General features: G+C 54.9%; 27 protein-coding genes. 12 read left to right on the forward strand and 15 right to left on the reverse strand.

Annotated elements, in window-relative coordinates; translation table 11 throughout:
• Positions 1-15: 15 nt before the first annotated feature.
• The gene (purR, locus tag INF58_RS05605) at positions 16-1,041 is read right to left on the reverse strand and encodes an HTH-type transcriptional repressor PurR (protein WP_006809011.1); all 1,026 of its coding nucleotides are present in this window, start codon (positions 1,039-1,041) and stop codon (positions 16-18) included.
• A gap of 297 nt (positions 1,042-1,338) precedes the next feature.
• Between purR and INF58_RS05610 the strand changes: the two genes are divergently transcribed.
• Together INF58_RS05610 and INF58_RS05615 are read left to right on the forward strand one after the other, a co-directional pair.
• Complete coding sequence (locus INF58_RS05610) at positions 1,339-1,428, forward strand: YnhF family membrane protein (protein ID WP_003857632.1); 90 nt, start codon at positions 1,339-1,341, stop codon at positions 1,426-1,428.
• A gap of 161 nt (positions 1,429-1,589) precedes the next feature.
• Positions 1,590-2,756 carry an MFS transporter gene (locus INF58_RS05615; protein WP_045622824.1) on the forward strand — a complete coding sequence of 389 codons (1,167 nt, stop codon included), beginning with the start codon at positions 1,590-1,592 and terminating at the stop codon, positions 2,754-2,756.
• Between the two features lie 37 nt (positions 2,757-2,793).
• Here the strand turns inward: INF58_RS05615 and sodB are convergent, their stop codons facing one another.
• Together sodB and INF58_RS05625 are read right to left on the reverse strand one after the other, a co-directional pair.
• Positions 2,794-3,375 carry a superoxide dismutase [Fe] gene (gene sodB / locus INF58_RS05620; RefSeq protein ID WP_063867005.1) on the reverse strand — a complete coding sequence of 194 codons (582 nt, stop codon included), beginning with the start codon at positions 3,373-3,375 and terminating at the stop codon, positions 2,794-2,796.
• Between the two features lie 122 nt (positions 3,376-3,497).
• Positions 3,498-4,256, reverse strand: coding sequence for a C40 family peptidase (locus INF58_RS05625; RefSeq protein WP_063867003.1), 759 nt, complete (start codon positions 4,254-4,256; stop codon positions 3,498-3,500).
• A 339-nt stretch (positions 4,257-4,595) separates the two neighbouring features.
• Here INF58_RS05625 and grxD point away from each other — a divergent pair, with 339 nt between their 5' ends.
• Positions 4,596-4,943, forward strand: a complete 348-nt coding sequence (grxD, locus tag INF58_RS05630) for a monothiol glutaredoxin 4 (protein ID WP_003832760.1) — start codon at positions 4,596-4,598, stop codon at positions 4,941-4,943.
• A gap of 76 nt (positions 4,944-5,019) precedes the next feature.
• Here the strand turns inward: grxD and rnt are convergent, their stop codons facing one another.
• From rnt to eptA, 5 genes are all read right to left on the reverse strand, one after another.
• A complete protein-coding gene (gene rnt / locus INF58_RS05635; protein ID WP_063448929.1) occupies positions 5,020-5,679 on the reverse strand; it encodes a ribonuclease T in 660 nt (219 codons plus the stop codon).
• 96 nt (positions 5,680-5,775) lie between these two features.
• Complete coding sequence (gene gloA, locus INF58_RS05640; RefSeq protein ID WP_063448928.1) at positions 5,776-6,183, reverse strand: lactoylglutathione lyase; 408 nt, start codon at positions 6,181-6,183, stop codon at positions 5,776-5,778.
• Positions 6,184-6,282: 99 nt separating this feature from the next.
• Positions 6,283-7,380 carry an alkene reductase gene (locus tag INF58_RS05645; RefSeq protein ID WP_063867000.1) on the reverse strand — a complete coding sequence of 366 codons (1,098 nt, stop codon included), beginning with the start codon at positions 7,378-7,380 and terminating at the stop codon, positions 6,283-6,285.
• 53 nt (positions 7,381-7,433) lie between these two features.
• Complete coding sequence (locus INF58_RS05650) at positions 7,434-8,033, reverse strand: TetR/AcrR family transcriptional regulator (RefSeq protein ID WP_063866998.1); 600 nt, start codon at positions 8,031-8,033, stop codon at positions 7,434-7,436.
• 26 nt (positions 8,034-8,059) lie between these two features.
• Entirely contained in the window at positions 8,060-9,700 is a 1,641-nt protein-coding gene (eptA, locus tag INF58_RS05655) for a phosphoethanolamine transferase EptA (RefSeq protein ID WP_193527198.1), read from the reverse strand.
• A gap of 147 nt (positions 9,701-9,847) precedes the next feature.
• Between eptA and INF58_RS05660 the strand changes: the two genes are divergently transcribed.
• The 3 genes from INF58_RS05660 (at position 9,848) to sodC (ending at position 11,631) form a co-directional block, all read left to right on the forward strand.
• The gene (locus INF58_RS05660; protein WP_063866994.1) at positions 9,848-10,087 is read left to right on the forward strand and encodes a DUF1289 domain-containing protein; all 240 of its coding nucleotides are present in this window, start codon (positions 9,848-9,850) and stop codon (positions 10,085-10,087) included.
• Positions 10,088-10,135: 48 nt separating this feature from the next.
• Positions 10,136-11,032 (forward strand): aldo/keto reductase family oxidoreductase, encoded by an 897-nt coding sequence (locus INF58_RS05665; protein WP_107535215.1) that lies wholly within the window; start codon positions 10,136-10,138, stop codon positions 11,030-11,032.
• An 80-nt stretch (positions 11,033-11,112) separates the two neighbouring features.
• Positions 11,113-11,631: a superoxide dismutase [Cu-Zn] SodC gene (sodC, locus tag INF58_RS05670; protein ID WP_107535216.1), complete on the forward strand. Its 519-nt coding sequence runs from the start codon at positions 11,113-11,115 to the stop codon at positions 11,629-11,631.
• Here the strand turns inward: sodC and INF58_RS05675 are convergent.
• The 3 genes from INF58_RS05675 to INF58_RS05685 are packed head-to-tail and all read right to left on the reverse strand — an operon-like array spanning position 11,610 to position 14,742.
• Positions 11,610-13,643 (reverse strand): FUSC family protein, encoded by a 2,034-nt coding sequence (locus INF58_RS05675; protein WP_193527199.1) that lies wholly within the window; start codon positions 13,641-13,643, stop codon positions 11,610-11,612. The genes sodC and INF58_RS05675 overlap by 22 nt on opposite strands.
• Positions 13,643-14,503: an HlyD family secretion protein gene (locus INF58_RS05680; protein ID WP_063448921.1), complete on the reverse strand. Its 861-nt coding sequence runs from the start codon at positions 14,501-14,503 to the stop codon at positions 13,643-13,645. Before INF58_RS05680 ends, INF58_RS05675 begins: the two co-directional genes overlap by 1 nt.
• Positions 14,504-14,505: 2 nt before the next feature.
• Positions 14,506-14,742, reverse strand: coding sequence for a DUF1656 domain-containing protein (locus INF58_RS05685; RefSeq protein WP_063866984.1), 237 nt, complete (start codon positions 14,740-14,742; stop codon positions 14,506-14,508).
• A 187-nt stretch (positions 14,743-14,929) separates the two neighbouring features.
• Here INF58_RS05685 and slyA point away from each other — a divergent pair, with 187 nt between their 5' ends.
• Positions 14,930-15,370, forward strand: coding sequence for a transcriptional regulator SlyA (gene slyA / locus INF58_RS05690; protein WP_063448919.1), 441 nt, complete (start codon positions 14,930-14,932; stop codon positions 15,368-15,370).
• 38 nt (positions 15,371-15,408) lie between these two features.
• On the opposite strand, the gene INF58_RS05695 is transcribed toward slyA, so the two are convergent.
• Together INF58_RS05695 and slyB are read right to left on the reverse strand one after the other, a co-directional pair.
• Positions 15,409-16,770, reverse strand: a complete 1,362-nt coding sequence (locus tag INF58_RS05695) for a GGDEF domain-containing protein (RefSeq protein WP_193527200.1) — start codon at positions 16,768-16,770, stop codon at positions 15,409-15,411.
• A gap of 196 nt (positions 16,771-16,966) precedes the next feature.
• A complete protein-coding gene (gene slyB, locus INF58_RS05700) occupies positions 16,967-17,434 on the reverse strand; it encodes an outer membrane lipoprotein SlyB (protein WP_193527201.1) in 468 nt (155 codons plus the stop codon).
• Between the two features lie 255 nt (positions 17,435-17,689).
• On the opposite strand from slyB, the gene anmK reads away from it, so the two are divergent.
• From anmK to pdxY, 5 genes are all read left to right on the forward strand, one after another.
• Positions 17,690-18,814, forward strand: coding sequence for an anhydro-N-acetylmuramic acid kinase (gene anmK, locus INF58_RS05705; RefSeq protein ID WP_063866979.1), 1,125 nt, complete (start codon positions 17,690-17,692; stop codon positions 18,812-18,814).
• 87 nt (positions 18,815-18,901) lie between these two features.
• On the forward strand, positions 18,902-19,231 hold the full coding sequence (gene mliC, locus INF58_RS05710) for a C-type lysozyme inhibitor (protein ID WP_193527202.1): 330 nt from the start codon (positions 18,902-18,904) through the stop codon (positions 19,229-19,231).
• Positions 19,232-19,288: 57 nt separating this feature from the next.
• Complete coding sequence (gene pdxH, locus INF58_RS05715) at positions 19,289-19,945, forward strand: pyridoxamine 5'-phosphate oxidase (protein ID WP_003857601.1); 657 nt, start codon at positions 19,289-19,291, stop codon at positions 19,943-19,945.
• A 125-nt stretch (positions 19,946-20,070) separates the two neighbouring features.
• Positions 20,071-21,345: a tyrosine--tRNA ligase gene (tyrS, locus tag INF58_RS05720; protein ID WP_193527203.1), complete on the forward strand. Its 1,275-nt coding sequence runs from the start codon at positions 20,071-20,073 to the stop codon at positions 21,343-21,345.
• Positions 21,346-21,411: 66 nt separating this feature from the next.
• Positions 21,412-22,272, forward strand: a complete 861-nt coding sequence (gene pdxY, locus INF58_RS05725; RefSeq protein ID WP_193527204.1) for a pyridoxal kinase PdxY — start codon at positions 21,412-21,414, stop codon at positions 22,270-22,272.
• 60 nt (positions 22,273-22,332) lie between these two features.
• Here the strand turns inward: pdxY and gstA are convergent, their stop codons facing one another.
• Together gstA and dtpA are read right to left on the reverse strand one after the other, a co-directional pair.
• Entirely contained in the window at positions 22,333-22,938 is a 606-nt protein-coding gene (gene gstA / locus INF58_RS05730; protein ID WP_063448912.1) for a glutathione transferase GstA, read from the reverse strand.
• Positions 22,939-23,043: 105 nt separating this feature from the next.
• A complete protein-coding gene (gene dtpA, locus INF58_RS05735) occupies positions 23,044-24,552 on the reverse strand; it encodes a dipeptide/tripeptide permease DtpA (RefSeq protein WP_107535673.1) in 1,509 nt (502 codons plus the stop codon).
• Positions 24,553-24,746: the final 194 nt, after the last annotated feature.

The following is a 24,746-nucleotide window of genomic DNA, read 5'->3' on the forward strand; positions in this document are numbered from 1 at the left end:
GGCCCCGTAAAAGGATTAACGACGATAGTCGCGGAACGGACCGTCCGCAACGGAACGGCGTTCAATCAGGCGCGGGTGCACTTCAATAGACTGGGACTGTTCACGCTTGTTGACGATCCTGTCCATCAGCATATTGAAGGCGGTTTCACCCAGCGAATCTTTCGGCTGGTGAATGGTGGTCAGCGCCGGCGTAAAGAAGCGGGCGTTGCGCACGTTATCATAGCCGATCACCGAGATATCCTGCGGGACGCGCAGGCCGAGTTCATCTGCCGCACAGAGGGCGCCCATGGCCATGATATCGCCGCCGCAGAACACAGCAGTAGGGCGATGCGGCTGGGAGACGATCTGCTGCATGGCGCGATAGCCCGACTCCGGCTCGAAATCGCCCTGAACAATCCAGTTTTCCGGCACGGTAATCAGCGCCTCTTCCATCGCCTTCATGAAACCGGCCAGGCGGCCAGCACCGGTGTTACGCTCCAGCGGGCCCGGGATCACGCCAATTTCACGGTGACCGCGTTCCACCAGGTAACGTCCCGCCATGTAGCCGCCTTCAAAGGCGTTATCGATAACGGAATCGGTGAAGTCGGCGCGCGCTTCGCCCCAGTCCATCACCACCATCGGAATGTGGCGATACTCTTCGAGCATGGAAAGGACCGACTCTGGGTATTCAGAACACATCACCAGCAGGCCGTCGACGCGCTTTTGCGCCATCATCGACAGATAAGCGCGCTGTTTCTCAATGTTGTTCCACGCGTTGCCCAGGATCAGGGTATAGCCTTTCTGGAAGCAGTTTTTTTCAACGGCTTCGATAATTTCAGCAAAGTAGGCCGCTTCACTGCTGGTGGCCAGCAGGCCAATCGATTTGGTGTGATTAACCTTCAGGCTACGCGCGACCGCACTTGGCGAGTAGTGCAGTTCTTTGATCGCTGCCCAGACGGCATTGCGCGTCTCTTCAGCGACAAAACGCGTTTTGTTAATAACATGTGATACGGTTGTAGTGGAAACGTTTGCGCGTTTTGCTACGTCTTTAATTGTTGCCATTAAATGTCACTCCAGACCATATCCTAAGCTCCTGAAACCATTGAAGGTAAACGTTTGCCTTCTCTCACCCTTATTACGCAATCTTGAGTTGCGACACGCCGGGAAAACGACACAGGACGTCAGGAGGGGGTCAGTGGCCGGTACGCTAATAAATTTAGCGTGGAATTTTGTCCTATCTTGATGAAAAGGGGAAGAGGTAAAGTGGATATCCGCTTAAATCCTGGAAGATTTTTGACCTGAACTGTGTAAAAATGAGCAGGCTCACTTTTCGTAGGGTGAATAAAAGGAGAAAAATTGATGAGTACCGATCTGAAGTTTTCGCTGTTTACCACCATTGTTGTTCTTGCCCTGATTGTTGCGGGTGGTTTAACCGCTGCGCTGCACTGATTTAGGTGGAGGGAGAATTTTCTCCCTCGCTTGCCGCTATTGTTATCTTTCCGGCAAAAATCTTTTGCCAAAATGTTAACTTCTCATTTTTTGTGATTGATGTCATGCTTTTGACTTCTTAATTCTGTGCCGGGTAACGGCACGGTATCCGGAGTTTATTCATGAAAATCAATTTTCCCCTGCTGGCCCTGGCGATTGGCGCCTTTGGGATTGGCACCACTGAATTCTCCCCGATGGGGTTATTGCCTGTTATCGCCCGGGGCGTGGACGTCTCTATCCCTGCGGCCGGTATGTTGATCAGCGCCTACGCGATCGGCGTGATGGTGGGCGCGCCGCTGATGACGCTGCTGCTTTCGCACCGCGCGCGCCGCAATGCGCTGATTTTCCTGATGGCGATTTTCACCCTGGGCAACGTGCTTTCCGCGATTTCGCCGGATTACACCACCCTGATGCTTTCCCGTATTCTGACCAGCCTGAACCATGGCGCCTTCTTCGGGCTGGGCTCGGTTGTTGCCGCCAGCGTGGTGCCAAAACATAAGCAGGCCAGCGCGGTAGCCACCATGTTTATGGGTCTCACCATCGCTAATATCGGCGGTGTTCCCGCCGCCACCTGGCTGGGAGAAGCCATCGGCTGGCGTATGTCTTTCCTCGCAACCGCCGGACTGGGCGTGGTTGCGATGGTCGCGCTGTTCTTCTCGCTGCCGAAAGGAAGTGCGGGAGAACGTCCGGAAGTACGTAAAGAGCTGGCGGTGCTAATGCGTCCCCAGGTGCTTTCCGCGCTGCTCACCACGGTGCTGGGGGCGGGGGCGATGTTTACGCTCTACACCTATATCTCCCCGGTGCTGCACGACATTACCCACGCAACGCCACTCTTTGTTACCGCGATGCTGGTGCTGATTGGTGTCGGGTTCTCGATTGGCAACTATCTCGGCGGGAAATTTGCCGACCGCTCCGTGAGTGGGACGCTGAAAGGCTTCTTAACGCTGCTGATCGTCATCATGGTGGCGATCCCGTGGCTGGCGCGTAACGAAGTGGGTGCCGCGGTTGCTATGGTGGTGTGGGGCGCCGCAACCTTTGCCGTGGTGCCGCCGTTGCAGATGCGCGTGATGCGCGTTGCGCATGAGGCGCCGGGGCTCTCATCATCCGTGAATATCGGTGCGTTTAACCTGGGCAATGCGCTGGGAGCCGCAGCGGGCGGGGCGGTGATTTCCGGTGGTTTAGGTTACAGCTTTGTGCCGGTGATGGGGGCGATCATTGCCGCACTCGGCCTGCTGCTGGTGCTGATGTCCGGGCGTAAACAGCCAGAAGCGGTGTGTACGGCGGAATAAACAAAAACGCAGAAGGGTTGCCCCTTCTGCGTGTCCCTTACGCGGCGAAGTTCTTCGCAACAAATTCCCAGTTAACCAGTGCCCAGAAGTGCTCCAGGTAGTTCGGGCGCGCATTACGATAATCAATGTAATAGGCGTGTTCCCATACGTCCACGGTCATCAGCGGCGTTGCGCTGGTGGTCAGCGGGGTACCCGCATTAGAGGTAGAAACGATAGCCAGTTTGCCATCGGCCTCTTTCACCAGCCAGGTCCAGCCGGAGCCAAAGTTTTTAACGGCGGCGTCAGTAAACTTCGCTTTGAAATCCGCGAAGCTGCCGAACGCGGCGTTAATCGCTGCGGCCAGGTCACCGGTAGGTTCCCCACCTGCATTCGGTGCCAGGCAGTGCCAGTAGAAGGTGTGGTTCCACACCTGAGCAGCATTGTTGAAAACGCCACCGTCTGAATTGCGCACGATCTCTTCCAGCGTTTTGCCTTCAAAATCGGTGCCTTTAATCAGGTTGTTCAGGTTGGTGACATAGGTCTGGTGATGTTTGCCGTAATGGTACTCCAGGGTTTCCGCGGAAATGTGCGGGGCCAGGGCGTCTTTTGCATACGGTAGTGCAGGTAATTCGAACGACATTGCTTCTCTCCTTATTGTTTTATACGTTGCCAATAACCCTACAGACAACAAGGACAGAATAGCAAATTGAAAGGGTATGCAAAAGAGGAACTTACCCTGCCGCACGGGCGACAGGGCAGAGTTTAGCGGACGGTTTTTGGCGTCATCACGCGGCGCGCACCCACATAGTGGCGCACCCAGTAATCTTCGCTGAGGGAGGTGATCTGAATGTCCCGTCCGCTGCGCGGTGACTGGATAAACTTACCGTTACCCACGTACACCCCAACGTGATCGGCCGTGCCGCGTCCCTGAGTGCGGAAGAACACCAGGTCGCCATTTTGCAGCTCGCCACGGTTTACAGGCGCGGCGTCGCGCAGGTGGTACATTTCATTGGCGGTGCGAGGAATGCGGAACTTCACCAAATCTTTATAGGCATAATAGACCAGCCCGCTACAGTCAAAACCGGTGCGGGGAGAGGTGCCACCCCAGCGATACGGTTTACCAATTTGCCCCATCAGCTTATTCATCGCCGTTTTTTGCGCTTTCTGCATACGCGCTTTATGCACGTCAGCCAGCTTCGTCACTTTAGCGCATTTTGTTTTATGCCCTTTGCGCACGGTGCATTTTTCACTCACAAGGCTGGCGGTTTTACGGGTGGTTTTGTGCGTGCCGGAACGGAGGGTTTTGGTTTTGCTGGAGGCGGTCTTTTTGGTCTGAGCGGTGGTTTTCTTTTTAACGGTTTTGCTGGTGGTTTTTTTCTTACGTTCTGTGGCTTTTGCCAGATGCGTTTTTTGTACAGCAGAATGCCGCGCCTGTTCGGAGGCGTTCGCCGCTGGCGTCAATGAGAGTGTGGTAAACAGTAAAGCACAGAGCGTCATCGAGATTTTAGTTATCCGCGCCACTGGGCAGTCCCCTGATAAGTGCAGGCCAACAATGCATACCCGCGTGAGATTTACAAAACCTGTCGATTCTAATCCATAAAATCAGAATAAGTTAATAGCATTTTTCATTCAAAAATTGTGTTTCGTTAGCAAGTGCAAAAAAATTCACCATTCTGTTGCACGCGTGTTCGCTCCTTAAGCAAAACCGCACGGTGCGTGGCGTTAAGCGTCATTTGCAATGCAACTTTATGCGATAAGCGATAAAATAATGAGACGTGACAAAAATGTTATTTTCCGATGTCGGCCTGAACCGCTACAATGTCAGACTGATGCCGTAACAGAAGTTAAAGGAAGCAAGACATGAGCACCACTATTGAAAAAATTCAGCGCCAGATCGCTGAAAACCCGATTCTCCTGTACATGAAAGGTTCCCCGAAGCTGCCAAGCTGCGGCTTCTCCGCGCAAGCTGTTCAGGCGCTGTCTGCCTGTGGTGAGCGTTTTGCTTACGTTGATATCCTGCAAAACCCGGACATTCGCGCCGAGCTGCCAAAATACGCAAACTGGCCGACCTTCCCACAGCTGTGGGTTGACGGTGAACTGGTTGGCGGATGCGACATCCTGATTGAAATGTATCAGCGTGGCGAATTGCAGCAGCTGATCAAAGAGACTGCGGCGAAGTATAAAACCGAAGAGCCGGACGCAGAGTAAGTTTTCTGCGGATATAAAAAAGCGACCACATTATGCTGGTCGCTTTTTTTTCGCGTGGCGCTGTCGCTTACCCGACTTATGACTGAATATCGGCCTCGTCGCCCATCGGCAGCGGCCAGCCGCCCAGTCGTTTCCAGCGGTTGACGATCTCGCAGAACAGCTCCGCCGTGCGCTCTGTGTCGTACAGGGCGGAATGGGCCTGGGTGCCGTCAAACGCGATACCCGCTGTGATGCAGGCTTTGGACAGCACGGTTTGCCCCAGCGCCAGGCCGCTCAGCGCAGCGGTGTCGAAGGTCACAAACGGATGGAATGGATTGCGTTTCAGCGAGGCGCGCTCGGCGGCAGCCATGGTAAAGCTATGATCGAACGTCGCGTTGTGGGCCACCATGATGGCGCGGCTACAGTCATTTTCTTTCATGCCTTTACGCACCATTTTGAAAATGGCGTGCAGCGCCTCGTATTCGCTTACCGCCCCGCGCAGCGGGTTTGTCGGGTCGATTCCGTTAAAGGCCAGCGCCTCTGGCTGTAAGTTTGCCCCTTCAAAGGGTTCAACGTGGAAATGCAGCGTGGTGTCCGGTACAAGCCAGCCCTGTTCATCCATCTTCAGCGTGATGGCGGCAATCTCAAGCAGCGCATCGGTTTTAGCGTTAAATCCGGCTGTTTCTACATCAATGACAACGGGATAAAAACCACGAAAACGGTCGCACAGACCGGTAAATTGAGCGTTATCGGACATCAGGGTCTCTTACAAGGGGGAAAAAGCAGTGCGCATTATGGCAAATTTTGAGAGGGGATGCAGCAAAACAACGGGCGCATAGTGCGCCCTGTGGGATCAGTTGCCCAGACCGCGACCAGCGTCTTTGGCTTCGATCAGCTCGATTTTATAACCATCCGGATCTTCAACAAACGCAATCACGGTGGTGCCGCCTTTAACCGGACCGGCTTCACGGGTGACGTTACCGCCGTTGCTGCGGATACGTTCGCAGGCTTCCGCCGCGTTATCCACTTCCAGCGCGATGTGGCCGTAAGCCGTGCCCAGCTCGTAGCTGTCCACGCCCCAGTTATAGGTCAGCTCGATGACCGCTTCATCTGACTCCGGGCCGTAACCCACAAAAGCCAGAGAGTATTTATATTCCGGGTTTTCGCTGGTGCGCAGCAGCTTCATGCCCAGAACGTTAGTGTAGAAATCGACAGAACGTTGCAGGTCGCCAACGCGCAGCATGGTGTGAAGTAGGCGCATAATTTCCTCATTAACCAATGAAATGGATTATCTTTTTGAACAGAAACGATGTTTTAGTATAGCGGCGAAATGTCGCCGCTATCAACGTACAAAGCGGGATTAGAGTGAAGGGTAGTCGGTATAACCTTCCGCGCCGCCACCGTAGAAGCTTTCAGGGCGCTGCGGGTTCAGTTCGGCTTTCTTCTGCAAACGGGTCACCAGATCCGGGTTTGCAATGTAATCGCGGCCAAAGGCCACGGCGTCGATCAGGCCTTTCCCGATCAGGTCTTCGGCTTTTTCTGCCGTATAGGCACCCGCCCCGATAATCACGCCGTGGAAGCGCTCGCGCACTTTCTGGCGGAAGGCTTCGGTGTAAGGCTTGCCGCCAGCCCAGTCCGGCTCGGACATGTGCAGATATGCGATACCGCGTTTCGCCAGCTCTTCAATCAGATACAGCGCGTCCGCTTCTTCGTTCGGACCGTTGTCGACGTTCTGGAAGGTACCGATCGGGGAGACACGAATACCAATACGGTCAGCGCTCCACTCGTTACAAACGGCGTCTACCACTTCAAGCACCAGACGCGCACGGTTTTCGACGCTGCCGCCGTACTGGTCGGTACGCTGGTTGGAGGATGGTGACAGGAACTGATGCAGCAGGTAACCGTGCGCAGAGTGCAGCTCGACCAGGTCAAAGCCTGCTTCACGGGCGTTGGCAACGGCCTGGCGGAAATCGTTCACGATACCCGGGATCTCGTCCAGCTCCAGCGCGCGCGGCGTGGTAGTGTCGACGCGGATCGCGTTACCGTTTTCATCGCGCAGGGAAGTACGGGTATTCGCGTTCAGGGCAGAGGCAGAAACCGGCGCCTGACCGCCAGGCTGGATGCTGCTGTGCGAGATACGACCGGTGTGCCACAGCTGAACGGCGATACGGCCATCTTCAGCGTGCACGCCTGCGGTGATTTTTTTCCACGCGGCGATCTGTTCCGGGCTGTGCAGACCCGGCGCACCGGCGTAGCCTTTGGCCTGGGCAGAAATCTGCGTGGCTTCGGAGATGATCAGGCCAGAGCTGGCGCGCTGACGGTAATATTCACCCATCAATGGCGTTGGGATGTCGCCCGGCTCGATGCTGCGCAGACGGGTGAGTGGGGCCATAAACACGCGGTTTGGGGCGGTAACGGCACCGACTTTCAGTGGGGTAAATAGCTTTTCAGCGGACATAACGGCTCCTGAGTAGACCAGTCGACTAGTAAAAGGGTAAATAAAAACGCCGGCTACGCGCCGGGCGCCGTAATACAACGTTTCACATGCGCCAGCGCGCTTTCGAGCGGCACGGCACTGCGAGAAATTTTTGCTTGCAGGTTGGCGCCTAGCCAGAGGGAATAGAGCACCTGTGCCTGCGTGAGCGGATCGCCGGAGAAGCCGAGCGTTTGTTCATCGCGGCCTTTATCCAGCGCCTGAGCCAGCAGAGCGATAACGCCGCTGGCCCCTTTATCCATGGCGGTGCGCATGTCTTCGGAAAGATCGCACACTTCGGCAGACAGTTTTACCGTCAGGCAACCGCTGATGATGCCCTGCTGACAGAACTGCGTCAGCGTTTCCTGATAGTAGTTCAGAATACGATCCCGGTAATTCCCTTCACCGCAGGCGAAGTGGGTTGCCAGGCGCTGATGATAGCTGGCGTAGTGCCGCTCCAGCATGGCCACGCCAAACGCCTCTTTGGATCGAAAATAGTGATAAAACGATCCCTTAGGGACTTCAGCGGTTTTTAACAACTCGCTCAGCCCCATCCCGGTAAACCCGCGATGCATGCAAAGGCGCTCGCCGGTAGCCAGTAAATGTTCGCGCGTATCGTGTTCTGTGTGTCTGCTCATGCCTTCACTCTAATAGACCGTTCGGTCTAATGCAAGTCAGCCTGGCGTCGACACTGCGACAAAATATCCAGCTGTGGTTGATAAACCGTTGATTTCACGTCCATCATGCCCAGCACGGTGGCGAACAAATTATCCTGCGAAACCGCATCTTTTGCAGCATGGGCGCGCAGGCAGTCCGGGTTTACGCCAAAGTTTTTCACGTAATCCGGGGAGAGCCAGAACATGAACGGAATATGCGTTTGCTGCTCCGGGGCCAGCATATACGGCGTGCCGTGCAGATAAATACCGCTTTCGCCGAGGGACTCACCGTGATCGGAGAGGTAAATCAGCGCCGTATTCATACTGGCCTGCCGGGCTTTCAGCGCGTCGATGGTTCGGCTGAGGACGCTGTCGGTATACAGAATCGAGTTGTCATAGGTATTGATCAGCGACTGATGATCGCAATCCTGAATTTCATTGGTATCGCACGTCGGCGTAAATTTCCGGAAGCTGTCCGGGTAACGGTTGTAATAGGCCGGGCCGTGGCTCCCCATCAGGTGAATAACAAGAACCGTGTCCTGCTTCAGACCATCCAGCACGTTATCCAGACGGTACAGGTTGACATCGTCCAGACAGGATTTGTCCTTACAGAACCGATCCAGTTTCCACTGCGTCATGTCCGTATGTGGCACGCGGTTACAGGCGCCCTTGCACCCGCCGTCATTGTCGCGCCACAGCAGGTTGAATCCGGCGTGGTTAAGCACGTCAAGCAGACCTTCCTGATGGTGGGCGAGGTCAGCGTCATATTTTTTTCGTGTCATGCCGGAGAACATGCATGGGACGGAAACGGCGGTTTCCGTGCCGCAGGAGGTTGCCTGTGGGAAGTTGATGACATCCTGCTTTTTCAGCTCGGGGTTGGTTTCACGCGGGTAACCATTTAACAAGTAATTTGCGGCGCGGGAGGCTTCGCCCACCACCAGAACCAGCACGGTTTTCTTGTGCTGGCCGGAAATCAGCGCGCCTTTATGGGCATCCTCGCCGATGCGGACCAACGTCTGGTCGCCGGCAAACCAGCGCATTTCGCTGTACTTCACTATGGCGCTGACGTAATTCGCTGGCGTGACCATTTTCACGATGCTTTTATTATTGCGGAACAGCGAAGCGTAGTCTTTATAGAATACCGCCGCGACCAGGATAATCACCAACAGCGCGCCGAGCATGGCGGCGAAACGCGTCAGCAGGGCATACCACCATTTTCCACTTCGAATGCGCGTCAGGGCTAACACGATGGAAGGAACCAGACCCGCCACGACCAGCCACAGGAGCATCTGCGGCGTCACCAGGGCTGTCGCTTCCTGAGAGTTAGTCTCGAATACGTTCACCATCATGTTCTGATCGATAACCGCGCCATAGGTATACATAAAATACGTCGCGGCGGCGCATCCTATGGTCAGGACAATCATGAGCGGCTTGCGAATGTAGGGAATATTCAGCAGGCTAAAAACAATGACCCAACCGCAGAACAGCACCAGCGGCACGCTGGCGGCAAAAAGCACGTCGTGCACACGGGAAGGTGCGATAATCGACCAGCTACGCTGAATAAACAGCGCATTTAACACGGTGAAAAAAAGCGCACAGGCCAGGGTAAATTTTATATCGTTACAGCGTAACTTTTTAGCAAGCCACATGATGATTCAACCATTCGTTATATCAATGCGACGAGTATAAGAAGCGAAGATTAGCGAAACCTTAATGCCCCGTTTGTGGGGAACACCCTTGCATGCAGGCAAATTAGGGTCTTCACTGTAGGGAATGATGGCGTTGTGGAGGTGGGTGTGGCAGAGCAACTGGAATTTTTCCCTGTCCAGAGCCCGTGCCGGGGTATTTGTCAGGTTGATGAAAAAGGGTACTGCCGCGGGTGCATGCGCACGCGCGATGAACGTTTTAACTGGCAAAACTTCAGCGACGCGCAAAAGCAGGAGGTCTTACGGCTCTGTCGACAGCGTCTGCTGCGTAAAATTCGCGCAAACAAAGCGGTAGAAACCGAAGAACCTCAGCAACCCTCACTGTTTTAGCAAGGTAATTGCGTATACTGGGGACATGACTTCCTTGAGGAAAATGTTATGGTTCAGCGTATTACCCTTGCCCCGCAGGGCCCGGAATTCTCCCGATTTGTAATGGGCTACTGGCGCCTGATGGACTGGAATATGTCTCCCGTCCAGCTGGCGAACTTTATTGAAGAGCATCTCGATCTCGGGATCACTACCGTCGATCACGCTGATATTTATGGCGGCTATCAGTGCGAGGCTGCCTTTGGCGAAGCGCTGAAGCGGGTGCCGGCGCTGCGTGAACGTATGGAGATTGTGACCAAATGCGGTATTGCCACCACGGCAAAACCGGAGCATGCCCTCGGACATTACATCACCGACAGCGCGCATATCGTTAAAAGCGCCGAGCAGTCGCTGGTCAACCTCGCCACCGATCGTATCGACCTGCTGCTGATCCATCGTCCCGATCCGTTGATGGATGCGGATGAGGTTGCGGAAGCGTTCCTGACGCTGCACCAGAGCGGTAAAGTACGTCATTTCGGCGTGTCTAACTTCACTCCGGCACAGTTTACGCTGTTGCAGTCTCGTCTGCCGTTTACGCTGGCGACGAACCAGGTGGAGATCTCGCCTGTTCACCAGCCGCTGCTGCTGGACGGAACGCTCGATCAGCTGCAACAGTTACGCATTCGTCCGATGGCCTGGTCTTGTCTCGGCGGCGGTCGCCTGTTTAACGATGAGGCCTTCCAGCCGTTGCGTAACGAGCTTGAAACCGTGGCCCGCGAACTGAATGCGGAAAGCATTGAGCAGGTGGTTTACGCCTGGATCCTGCGCCTGCCGTCTAAACCGCTGCCCATTATCGGCTCCGGCAAAATTGAGCGCGTACGCGCGGCGCTGGTGGCTGAAGAGCTGGATATGTCGCGTCAGCAGTGGTTCCGCATCCGCAAGGCGGCTCTGGGCTACGACGTACCCTGATCACGCGGAGTCTGACTTTCCGGTGAAATCTGCGCCTCTGGTATAGACTTAAGGTGCAAAAAATAACCCGTGGAGGTCATATGAAGCGTTTTGCTCTGGCAGTGGTCACGCTGGTTGTTTGCGCAGGAGCGCAGGCAGCCAGCGAAGAAGTTGAAATGAATCTCGTCACTTCTCAGGGAGTAGGCCAGTCCATCGGGACGGTGAAAATCACCGAAACCGATAAAGGGCTGGAATTTGCACCCGATCTCAAGGCTCTTCCACCCGGTGAGCACGGTTATCACGTCCATGCCAAAGGCAGCTGTCAACCCGCAATGAAAGAGGGCAAACCAACTGCGGCGGAAGCCGCAGGGGGACATCTGGATCCGCATAACTCCGGCAAGCATGAAGGTCCTGAAGGCATGGGGCACCTCGGCGATCTGCCGGTGCTGGTGGTTAATAACGACGGTAAAGCTACCGATCCCGTTGTTGCGCCACGGCTGAAAAAGATTGACGAGGTCAAAGGCAAAGCGCTGATGATCCACGTGGGCGGCGATAACATGTCCGATCAGCCTAAACCGCTGGGCGGCGGCGGGGCGCGCTATGCCTGCGGCGTGATCTGATCGCCAATCGTTCCGGGTGGCGGCGCCTGTTCAAGCTGTGACAGGGAGCAGTGCAGCCGCCAGATAATGGACGCCAGGTCGCGGGCCGCTGGCAGGTGATGGCGCGCCAGCACGTCGCAAATACGCTGAAGTTCGACCAGCGTGACGCTAAGGGGGCGTTGCTGAACCCCGCGCTCGCTCATCACATCGCGGAGCATGGAAATACAATTATCACGAACCTGCGCCAGCGGGTCGGAACGCGTCTCCCAGGCGCGTAACTGCCATACCACGTGCGAACAATTCAGCAGCACCACGCCCCAGCGCAGTAGCCAGCGTCGGGAGAGGGAATCCTTGCTGTTGTTCAGCTGGCTGACGTGATGGTAAACCAGCGATTCATACTCGCTTTCGCGCAGGTGCGGCCTGCGGCTCAGCTGATCCACGAAACCTCTGCGTAACTCCCGGATATGCCTGCGGCTTTTACGCGCGTCAGAGCCCGGGCGCAACACGGCGAAGGCCAGCCACGCCAGCCCCACGCCGAGGATCTTCGCCAGGTTGTCATTGAGGAACTCGGCGTAATCGTACACCGGCGGATTTGTCACCGAAATAAAGGAGCCCATAAAGACAATCAGCTGTCCCCACAGGCCGGCCAGTTTAGGCATTTGCAGCTTAAGCAGCTGCATGGTGGTTAACAGCGGAAACAGGAACAGCAGGAACTGCCACAGGTCGCTTATCTGCACCATCAAACCGAACTTAACGACAAAGCTGAACAGCGAGAGCAGCACCAGGGTGCGCATCAGGAGCGTCAGGGAGTTGAACGGGGAGGCCGCCACGGAATAGAGCACGCAGCTGATGGCGGCGAGGGTGAGCGCCGCGCTCCCCGCTTCCCACTGGGTGGTAATGGCCCATGCGCCAACCAGCATCAGCGCGCAAAAGGTGCGAAATCCGCTCCACAGCGCTTCCATCGCATCAGTATGGCGCGCCAGAGCAGGGCTACCGGGAACGGAAAATTCGGTGACGGGCGTAGCATTTTCGACGGCTTTTAACCAGCGGCTGCTGCGCAGATACAGGCGGCAAAAATAGTTCAGACGCTGCCAGAAGGCGCGGTGCCGGTAGTCATATTCATCCGTTGGGGCGAGCGGGGCGATAATGCGGGCCACAGTATAGATATCGGCATCCGGACGCGCAAGGGTGGCGAGCAGCGCCTCGATAACCTCCCGGGTATGCGCGGGCGGTGCAGGCCAGTTCAGCAACATCCGGCGCAGGCTTGAGATCGCACTCGTCATCCGCAATTGCTGATGCAGCAAATAGTTAAGCAGCGTGTTCTGACGGCGAAAACGGTAGTGGCTCCAGAAAGCCTGGATGCGCAGCAGGTTCATGGTCAGGATCTGGCCGATGACTTTTTCATGCGCGATACGGATATCATCGTTAGTATCAGGCTGCCAGAGCAGGCTGGCATGTTCCAGCAAACGCGCGTGCATCGTTTTAAGGGCGGTGATGAGCGCGGTGCCATCTGAGGTGCTGGGCAGGATCATCATCATAACGCCCCCGCACAGAATGCCGACCATCACTTCACACACGCGTGCCTGGGCGATATCCCACAGCTCGGTGGTATCCAGCACGTTAACGACGGGAAAGGCGATAATGGCCGCGGTGTAACCTGCCAGCTGAAAGGCGTAGGCAACGTTATTGGTAAAATGGGCGCAGGCCCAGGTGCACAGCCCCAGCCATGCCGACATGCTTAACAGAAACAGCCAGGGATCGTTCAGGGTGTGGCCAGCAAGGAGCAACGCGGCGGTCGCTCCCAGCAGGCTACCCGCCACGCGCCCGAGGCTTTTACTGATAACGCCACCGACGGTCGGGAAGCTGACGACCGCCGCAGAGGTCATCGCCCAGTAGGGTTCATCCAGATTCAGGTAATAGGCAACCGTAAGCGCAAGACACATGGCGATGCCGTTGCGCAGCGCGTAGCGCCACTGCGGGCGCGTCGCTTTTATCCAGGGCGTATTGCGCCAGGAGAAAGCCTCCAGGTTCATCACCGCGACCCGATGGAGACGGTGCAGGTAGTGCCTGAGACCAGGGTAATGTCTTTCGGCAGTTGATCAAACTCGACGCGAACAGGGACTCGCTGAGCCAGACGCACCCACGGCACGTTGGGTTTGATATCGGGCACCAGGCCCGAGTCGGTTTCGACGCTCTGATCGTAAATCGCCCGGCCTATGCTGCCAACGTGACCCTGTAACGTCTCTGCGCCGCTGTAGAGTGTGATTCGGGCAGGTGCGCCCTCGCGGATATGGCGCAGCTTGGTCTCTTCAAAATAGCCCACAACATAGAAAGAGTGGCTATCGACGAGGGCAAAGACCGGCTGCCCTGTGGTGGCATAATCACCTACGCGGGTAGACAGGCTCGTTACCCATCCATCCACCGGGGCTTTAACCACCGTCTGGGTCAGCTGCCACTCGGCCTGTTTCAGGGTTGCCTCTGCAACCTTCAGGCTGGCCTGCATGGTTTTAACATTGATGTTGGCGGTATCGAGATCTTCCGCAGAGATGTAGTTTCTCGACAGGTGTCGGCGGCGGTCGGCTTCGTTATTGGCTTTTGCCAGATCGGACTGAGCCTTAGCGAGCTGCGCCTGGGCATTAAGAACCGCAATGTGGAAAGGGGTCTCATCAATGCGGAATAACACATCGCCTGCGTGAACGAACTGATTATCCTTCACCAGTAGCGCGCTGATACTGCCGGATACCTGAGGCGTGATGCTGACCTGTTCTGCACGAACCTTACCATCGCGCGTCCAGGGCGACTGCATGTAATAATTCCAGAGCCACCAGCCGGCCAGCAGCGCCAGGGCTAAAACGAAAAGAGTGGAAAAGTATTTTAACGTTTTCAATGACATTCTCACCACACGGTTAACACGGCAAGGCCAAGACAGACGGAGAGGGTAAACAGGGAGAGATCCATCAACATCGGGTGCCAGATTTCACCGGAATACATCCAGTCGCGCAGCAGGCGATGCGCAATGAGCCAGATCACAAAACCAACCATCACGGCTTTAAAGAGTGGCGGAAAGTAGACCGATGCGCCAACAATCAGATCCTGGAGGGGCAACCCTGCGGAGGGGGAAAAGAACGTCACAAGCAGCGATCCTTTGCAGTGGGGTAAGGGCCACAAGGGCATGTTTCAATGCGATGGCGCATTACAGTTCAGTGTAAATCATCGTTTCAGGAATGATGAATACCGTGATTGCATTTGTTTTGGCAATACAAATACTGCAAACTATTCTAAAATCACTATAATCACTTAGCAAGCTAATTATAAGGAGATGAAATTGGAATCGCCATTAGGTTCTGATCTGGCAAGGTTGGTACGCATCTGGCGTGCTCTGATTGACCATCGCCTGAAACCTCTGGAACTCACGCAGACGCACTGGGTTACGCTGCATAATATTCATCAGCTCCCGCCCGACCAGTCACAGATCCAACTGGCAAAAGCGATTGGCATTGAGCAGCCGTCACTGGTGCGTACCCTTGACCAGCTGGAAGAGAAGGGACTCATCTCCCGACAAACCTGCGCCAGCGACCGTCGCGCCAAGCGGATCAAATTGACGGAAAAAGCGGCCCCGATTATTACTGAGATGGAAACCGTCATCAGTAAGACGCGAGGGGAGATCCTGTCCGGTATTTCCCCCGCAGAGCTGGAGATGCTGATCGGACTCATTGCCCGTCTTGAGCAGAATATCCACGATCTGCAATCCCGCGACTGACCGAAAGAAAAGGCCTTGTGAATCCAGGGCCTTTCTTATTATCTGAATACCACCACCCGGTTGCGCCCCGTCTCTTTTGCCTCGTACATGGCTTTATCTGCGCTCTCCACGCAGGTTTCCGCACTGGTTTCTGGCGACGTTGCGGTGAATACGCCCATGCTGATGGTAATGGGCTCCGGCAGATGACCACCGCTGCTGGCTTTATCAAACCCGCTCAGCTTGAGGCGAATGCGCTCGGCCACCTGCCGCGCGGCGTCTGAAGGGGTATTGGTCAGCATCAGCACAAACTCTTCACCGCCGATTCGGGCCGCGATATCCTGGGGGCGTACGGAATCCGTCAGCAGATTAGAGACAAACTGTAAAACCTTATCCCCCTGCAAATGCCCGTAACAGTCGTTGATGCGCTTGAAACGGTCAAGATCGCTTACCACCACCGATACCGGATGTGCCTCCGTTGCCGAGCTGAGGGCGTAATTTAACGAATCATAAAAATAGCTGCGATTATAAAGACGGGTAAGCGGGTCGCGGATTGAATTTTGATAAGACTGCTGATATTTGACGTGCGAATCACGATACAAATTAAAGACGTCGGAAAGTAAAATGAAAATAATCATTAACGTCGCGACGGTTTCGAATAACCGTGCGCGATACCATGAAACATCTTCCGCGTGTCCGCCTAACAACAGCATTAACAGCGTGACGACATAACAGACGCATAAAAAATTGCCGCCGATCCAGAACAAATTTCTTATCCGGGTTACGGCCATCAGGGTGATTAAGGTGATAACCCAAAGAATGACCAAAATGATATTGATGGTCTGGCTCCAGAGAACCATAAACTTCCGGGTTTCATTATCCACAAGATCCAGGGTTAGCATCGTGGAATGGCTGGAATAGAACCACGCCAGCCCGAGCATGCAGCCCGTAAAGAGCGTCGACCCGGCGACAATGCCGATGTGGGCGCTTCGTGAAAGGGGGGAAGCGCGCAGCGTATACAGCAATACTGAGGCCATCATCAGCACCGCCATTAAGAGGTGGCGGAACATATAAAAGATCATCGCGTCATTATAGTTCGCCTCGTTGAACTGATAGAGATCCAGCCAGGCCGGAAAGCTGGACAGTGTACCCACCATCAGCAGTGCAGAACCGGCAAAGGCCAACGCAATCGGAACGAGATATAACCGTTTTTTATCGCACCAGTATTTCATCGCCATAAAACAGGCGATAAACAGATGGAATACCAGGAGAAATATCGTGAGCGTAGGGAAAAATAGCGGAGAGAATGAAGGAACCCATTCAACAAGCTTTATAAAAAAACCTTGTAATGCGGCAATGATAACAATGCACCCCAGTGCGAAGGCCACAAAGCGGTTCTTTACAAATCGACAGATCGCAAGCATAGAATTTTAAAAAAATAAAAGAGAGAAAAAGAGAATCAGACGAGTCTAAAGGAGAGAAATAAAAGATACTTTGCGCAGGAACAATTTCAGATGAAATTAACCATTCATCATGTGAATATGTTTTTAGAAATATATTTTTTAAAATGATATTTTTTGTAAAGGGATGCGGCCCGAAGAGACCGCATCCAGCGGGATATTAACGCGGGGAGACGGTGACCTGGCTTCCGTTGCTTGCCAGAACCACGCGCTGGCCAGCAGAGAAGCGGGTGTTACCCTGTTTCTGCACAACCATAATGGTGCTGCCATCGTCTTTACGGATTTCCAGCTCAACGCCCTGGGTTTTGTTCATCGCACCCTGAACGCCCTGACCCGCTACACCGCCGGCCACTGCGCCCGCTGCGGTAGCCAGAGAGCGACCGGTGCCGCCGCCAATGGTGTTACCCAGGAAACCACCCAGTACAGCACCACCAATAGCGCCCACAACGTTCGTGTCATCGCCACCCTGAATCTGAACAGGACGGGCATTAACGATAGTACCGTATGTCACGTTCTGTACCTGTTTAGCTTCAGTTGCACTATATACGTCGCCGGAGAGTGAATTGTCGTTCACACAACCCGCCAGTGTTAAACCAATCAGCGAAACGCCCATTACACGTAAAATCATTTGACTCTCCTGTTCACCAAAAAACGCCCGGACGGGGCATCCGTTATGGCTAAATTATATGGCATTCCTGACCACACTTCCTATCTTTGCATGCCGAATAAATAAATTTTACTGGAACGTGGCTTAACGGAACATAAACAAAAGCCGCCTGCGTTACAGGCCTGAGATTGTTAAAAATTATTATCGCCGCATAGCAAAGCAGCGTTATTTATGGTGGAGTGGTTGCACTTAGCCCACGTAACGTAAGGAAAGCGCATGAAATCGGGTCGCTATATCGGTGTGATGTCTGGTACCAGTCTCGACGGTGTGGATGTCGTTCTGGCTGCCATTGATGAAAACATGGTGGCGCAGCAGGCAAGCCTGAGCTGGCCTATTCCGGTCTCGTTAAAAGAAGAGATTCTGAATATCTGCCAGGGGCAACAGCTGACGCTTTCCCAGCTGGGCCAGCTGGATGTGCGTCTGGGGGCACTGTTTGCTGATGCGGTCCTGGCCCTGATGCAGCAAGAAAGACTCCACCCGCAGGATATCGTGGCGATAGGCTGCCATGGGCAGACCGTCTGGCATGAACCGGTCGGCGAGGCGCCGCACACGATGCAAATTGGCGATAACAACCAGATTGTGGCAAAAACCGGCGTGACGGTCGTGGGCGATTTCCGACGTCGGGATATGGCCCTTGGCGGGCAGGGCGCGCCGCTGGTGCCGGCCTTTCACCAGGCGCTGCTGGCGCACCCGGTGGAGCGCAGAATGGTCCTGAACATTGGCGGGATCGCCAACCTGTCGATGCTCATTCCCGGGCAGCCCGTACGTGGATACGATACCGGACCCGGCAATATGCTGATGGATGCCTGGATCTGGCGTCAGAGCGGTAAACCCTACGATAAAGACGCGCAGTGGGCCAGCCAGGGTAAAGTGATCCTTCCCTTGCTGCAAACCCTGTTAAGCGATCCTTTCTTTGCTCTGCCAGCGCCGAAAAGCACGGGGCGAGAGTATTTCAACTACGGCTGGCTTGAACGTCAGCTGGCGCGCTTCCCCGGTCTGGCGCCTCAGGATGTGCAGGCCACGCTGACCGAGCTTACCGCCGTGTCGATTTCTGAACAGGTGTTGCTCAGCGGCGGGTGCGAGCGTCTGCTGGTATGCGGGGGCGGAAGCCGCAACCCGCTCCTGATGGCGCGCCTCGCCGCCCTGCTGCCGGGCACTGAAGTCACCACCACTGATGAAGCCGGGATCAGCGGAGACGATATGGAAGCCCTGGCCTTCGCCTGGCTTGCCTGGCGCACGGTTGCCGGTCTGCCTGGGAATTTACCGTCCGTCACCGGTGCGCGGGAGGCGAGCGTCCTCGGGGCCATTTTCCCCGCAAACCCGCGCCATAATCAGAGTTAACTGAAATTCAGCGCCAGACGTAATCCGTAAAATAGGGAAAAACAGGAGGGCGGCCACGCCCTCCAGGACCAGGATAGTCTTCGGAATTTGCCCATGAAAAAACTTCTTCTCATTGCTGTGCCTTTTCTTGTGACCGGATGCAGCGTCTATAACCAGTTCGTCGAGCGTATGCAGACCGATACGCTGGAATACCGTTGTGATGAAAAACCGCTGACGGTGAAGCTCAACAACACGCGTCAGGAAGCCAGCTTTATTTATGACAATAAACTGTTGACGCCGAAGCAGGGAATGTCGGCCTCCGGTGCGCGCTACTCTGACGGGATCTATGTCTTCTGGTCGAAAGGTGACAGCGCCACCGTCTACAAGCGAGACCGCATTGTGCTGAACAATTGTCAGCTTGAAAATCCGAAGCGTTGAGATTTTTAAAGGGGGCGCGCACAATAGCGCCACCTAATCTCACTTTCAGCTAACGCCATGTCAGATAACGACGAACTACAGCAAATTGCGCATCTGCGCCGTGAATATACCAAAGGCGGGCTGCGCCGCCAGGATCTTCCCGCTGAACCGCTGGTGCTTTTTGAACGCTGGCTGAAGCAGGCCTGCGAAGCGAAACTGGCCGACCCGACGGCAATGGTGGTTGCGACGGTTGATGAAAATGGTCAGCCGTATCAACGCATCGTACTGCTCAAGCATTATGACGAGAAAGGGCTGGTGTTCTACACCAACCTTGGCAGTCGTAAAGCTCACCATCTGGAAAATAATCCGCGTATTAGCCTGCTTTTCCCGTGGCATATGCTGGAGCGTCAGGTAATGGTCACCGGCAAGGCGGAGCGCCTCTCTACCCTCGAAGTGGTGAAATATTTCCACAGCCGCCCGCGCGACAGTCAGATCGGTGCCTGGGTCTCTAAACAGTCCAGCCGAATCTCGGCCCGCGGCGTACTGGAGAGTAAATTCCTCGAACTCAAACAGAAGTTTCAGCAGGGTGAAGTGCCGCTGCCGAGTTTCTGGGGCGGGTTCCGCATTCCTATTGAGCAAATGGAGTTCTGGCAGGGCGGTGAACACCGTCTCCACGACCGCTTTTTATACCAGCGCGACAACGGTGGCTGGAAAATAGACCGACTGGCGCCGTAAACCCTGAAATTTGTTGTGTTAAACGCTAGCGCACACCGCGCTGGCGCTTTATTCTATGTACCTTTCGCACCAGGCGAAAAGTCGTGTACCGGCAAAGGTGCAGTCGTTTATACATGGAGAATTTGATGGCAAGCAGTAACTTGATTAAACAATTGCAAGAGCGGGGCCTCGTGGCTCAGGTGACGGACGAAGAAGCGTTAGCAGAGCGACTGGCGCAAGGCCCGATCGCGCTCTATTGCGGCTTCGATCCTACCGCTGACAGCTTGCATTTGGGGCATCTTGTTCCGTTGTTATGCCTGAAACGCTTCCAGATGGCCGGCCACAAGCCTGTCGCGCTGGTTGGCGGCGCGACCGGTCTGATTGGCGACCCCAGTTTCAAAGCCGCTGAGCGTAAGCTGAATACCGAAGACACCGTTCAGGAGTGGGTGGACAAGATCCGTAAACAGGTTGCACCGTTCCTCGATTTCGACTGTGGTGACAACGCTGCGATTGCGGCGAACAACTACGACTGGTTTGGTGGCATGAACGTGCTGACGTTCCTGCGCGACATCGGTAAACACTTCTCTGTTAACCAGATGATTAACAAAGAAGCGGTCAAGCAGCGTCTTAACCGTGACGATCAGGGCATCTCTTTCACCGAGTTTTCCTACAACCTGTTGCAGGGCTATGACTTCGCCTGCCTGAACAAGCTGCACGGCGTCTCTCTGCAAATTGGCGGTTCCGACCAGTGGGGGAACATCACCTCCGGTATCGATCTGACCCGTCGTCTTCATCAGAATCAGGTGTTTGGTCTGACCGTGCCGCTGATCACCAAAGCAGACGGTACCAAGTTCGGTAAGACCGAAGGCGGTGCGGTATGGCTCGATCCGAAGAAAACCAGCCCGTACAAATTCTACCAGTTCTGGATTAACACGGCGGATGCCGATGTCTATCGCTTCCTGAAGTTCTTCACCTTTATGGATATCGAAGAGATCAATGCGCTGGAAGAAGAAGACAAGAACAGCGGTAAAGCACCGCGCGCCCAGTACGTGCTGGCGGACGAAGTGACCAAACTGGTTCACGGTGAAGAAGGTCTGGCGGCGGCGAAACGCATCACGGCGAGCCTGTTCAACGGCACCCTGAGCGATTTAAGCGAAGAGGACTTCGAACAGCTGGCGCAGGATGGCGTGCCGATGGTGGAGATGGAAAAAGGCGCCGATCTGATGCAGGCGCTGGTCGACTCCGAGCTCCAGCCGTCTCGCGGTCAGGCGCGTAAAACCATCGCCTCTAACGCGATCACCATCAACGGTGAGAAACAGGCCGATCCGGAATACACCTTTACCGACAACGACCGTCTGTATGGTCGCTACACGCTGCTGCGTCGCGGTAAGAAAAACTACTGCCTGGTCTGCTGGAAGTAATTAAAAGTATGCAGGGGCGTGGGAAACCACGCCCCTTTTGTTTTGACAGGGTTTGGTAAGTACAAGATGAAGAACATCCTCGCCATTCAGTCCCACGTTGTTTTTGGACATGCTGGCAACAGCGCTGCGGAATTCCCGATGCGCCGCCTCGGGGCCAACGTCTGGCCCCTCAATACCGTCCAGTTCTCGAATCACACCCAGTACGGTAAATGGACCGGCTGCGTGATGCCGCCGTCGCATCTGACGGAAATCGTTCAGGGCATTGCGGATATCGACCAGCTTAAACGCTGCGATGCTGTACTGAGCGGCTATCTGGGCTCGGCGGAGCAGGGGGAGCATATCCTCGGCATCGTGCGCCAGGTGAAAGCGGCTAACCCTGCGGCGAAATATTTCTGCGATCCGGTGATGGGCCATCCGGAAAAGGGCTGCATCGTAGCGCCGGGCGTTGCGGAGTTTCATGTCCGTCATGCGTTGCCCGCCAGCGATATTATTGCGCCCAACCTGATTGAACTGGAGATCCTGAGCGAGCATACGGTTAACAGCGTAGAAGAGGCTGTAAGCGCTTCTCGCGAGCTGATCGCGCAGGGGCCAGAGATTGTACTGGTTAAACACCTGGCACGCGCAGGATTGAGCCAGGACCGTTTTGAGATGCTGCTGGTGACGAAGGACGAAGCCTGGCACATCAGTCGACCGCTGGTGGATTTCGGTACACGTCAGCCCGTCGGGGTCGGTGATGTGACCAGCGGTTTACTGCTGGTGAAGCTCTTGCAGGGCGCGAGCCTGCGCGACGCGCTGGAGCACGTGACGGCAGCCGTTTATGAAATCATGATTGCGACAAAGTCGATGCAGGAATATGAGCTACAGGTGGTTGCGGCGCAGGATCGTATCGCGAAGCCGGAGCACTATTTCAGCGCCACACGGTTATAACCGTCCAGAGGTCGTAGGCCGGGTAAGCGTCAGCGCCACCCGGCAACACAGGCCACTCGGTTAATTCAGTCCTTCCGCTTTCAGCGCCGCAGCCACCGCAGGGCGTTCCGCCACGCGCGCCATATATGACGCAATATGATCTAACCCGTCCATGTTCAGCTTAACCGCGCGCGCCCAGCGCAGAACGGTAAACAGATAGGCATCGGCGATGGTGAAACGCGAGCCCCCGATCCACTGGTCGTCTTTCAGCGCGTCGTTGATGTACTGTAATTTTTTCTCCAGCAGCATGCGTACGGTGGGTTTGTACTCTTCCGGCGTGTCCGGGCGGAACAGAGGCGTAAAGCCTTTGTGCAGTTCGGTGGCAATATAGTTAAGCCACTCCAGCGTCTTATAGCGCGCAATGCTGCCGGTGGGGGCAAGGAGCTGACGATCCGGTACGTTGTCCGCCAGGAATTGCATAATTGCCACGCCTTCGGTCAGCAGGGTGCCATCATCCAGCAGCAGGGCCGGAACCTGCCCTTTTGGGTTAATCGCAAAAAAGTCATCCCCGTTTTCCAGGCGCTTTTTCATCAGGTCAACGCCGTCCAGCGTGAAATCCTTACCGCTCTCGCGAAGGGTGATATGCGAAGCAAGAGAGCAGGCGCCCGGTTTATAGAACAGTTTCATCGGTAACTCCTTTTTGCTGAGGTTCCCGCTATGTTAGTGCGCGTTCGGATAAAAAAAAAGCCGCTAATCAATTAGCGGCTTCTGTTCAGTCGTTTCCCGATGACATTACGCGTTCGCGGTGTTGGTCGCTTTCGCGGATTTGTCGTCGTCCTGCGTCATACGATTGAGTTTAGGTGCGGTCAGCAGCATCAGCACAGCAATCACGGCAGTCGCGATACCAATTTGCATGAACACGGTGCCGTAGACGTTCAGGGAGACCAGCGGGTCGGTAACGTTATCCGGTACCGCCATCAGGTTCGCAATCTTACCTGCAATGATCGCTGCACCCGCAGTAGTCAGGAACCAGCTACCCATGATGAAGCCCATCAGACGCTGAGGAACCAGCTGTGCAACCATTGCCAGGCCCAGACCGGAGATCATCAGCTCACCGATAGACTGCAACGCATAGCTCAGGATCAGCCAGTTAACAGAAACGATACCCGCATCGGTCGCGAATTTCGTCCCCAGCGGCAGCACCAGGAACGCGCCAGAGCACAGCACCATACCGATAGCGAACTTGTGCGGCATCGGCAGACGGTCGCCCATCTTGTTATAGATAGCGGCCAGAATTGGGCTACCAATCATGATCCAGAACGGGTTCAGTGCCTGATACTGCTCCGGCTCGAACGCGATACCCAGGATGGAGTGTTCAACGTTGCGGATAGCGAAGAAGTTCAGAGACGTTGGCATCTGGCTGTACAGAACGAAGAAGATAATCGCTTCCAGCATCAGGATGAACGCCACAATCATCTTACGACGTGCCGCACCCTGCATCGCGAAGGCTTCTTTAGCGAAGATGATCACGATACCCAGCGCAACCACGGCCAGTACGGCACGTGCAATACCCTGGTTGTGCAGCAGCCAGGTGGCGACAGCGGCCAGGATCACAATGCCGACGATGGTTGCCAGCAGTTTGCCCATATGCACGGGTTCGAAGTCTGGTTTAGAACCATAATCTTTAACCCAGCTACGGCAGAACAGGAAGTTCACAACGGTGATCAGCATACCCACGAAGCTCAGCGCAAACGCTACGCTCCAGCCGAATTTCGCGGCCAGCCATGGGGTTGCCAGCATAGAGAAGAATGAACCGATGTTGATGGACATGTAGTACATGGTGAATGCACCGTCCAGACGCGGATCATCTTTGTTGTAGCAGGTAGAAAGCAGGGAGGACGGGTTAGCCTTAAAGAGGCCGTTACCTACCGCGATGGTGGCCATGCCCATGTATACCACGCCCGCATCGTGCCCGGACCATGCAACCAGACCATAGCCAATCGCCAGAACCACGGCGCCCAGCATAATCACGCGTTTCGTACCGAGGACTTTATCGCCTAACCAGCCGCCGATAGCGACCAGGCCATAGACCAGAGCACTGAAGGACGAGAACAGCGTGATGGAATCGGCTTCGGACATACCCAGTTGCTTCACCAGGTAAACGGCCATAATCCCTTGCAGGCCGTAGTAGCCAAAACGCTCCCATAATTCGATAGAGAAAATGAGATAGAACGCTTTAGGCTGTTTGAAAGCGTTCAGACTTACGCTTTCCTCTGTTGGTTTATTGTTTGCAGTCGACACATATACCTCTTTTTTTACATCCCATATTAACGGGGGTGTTCATAGCGTGATGACCGTAGTCCATCCGCTTTATAGTTATATTGGGAGGGGAAACGGCGGGTAATGTTCACTATCCAGCCCCATCTGGCAATACGTTTGTAATAATCTGTTACATATAACTGCGGCGGTATATTCATCGGTTCACGCAAATGTTA

It is taken from the genome of Enterobacter cloacae complex sp. P24RS, from assembly GCF_014982165.1.
Classification (GTDB): domain Bacteria; phylum Pseudomonadota; class Gammaproteobacteria; order Enterobacterales; family Enterobacteriaceae; genus Enterobacter; species Enterobacter quasihormaechei.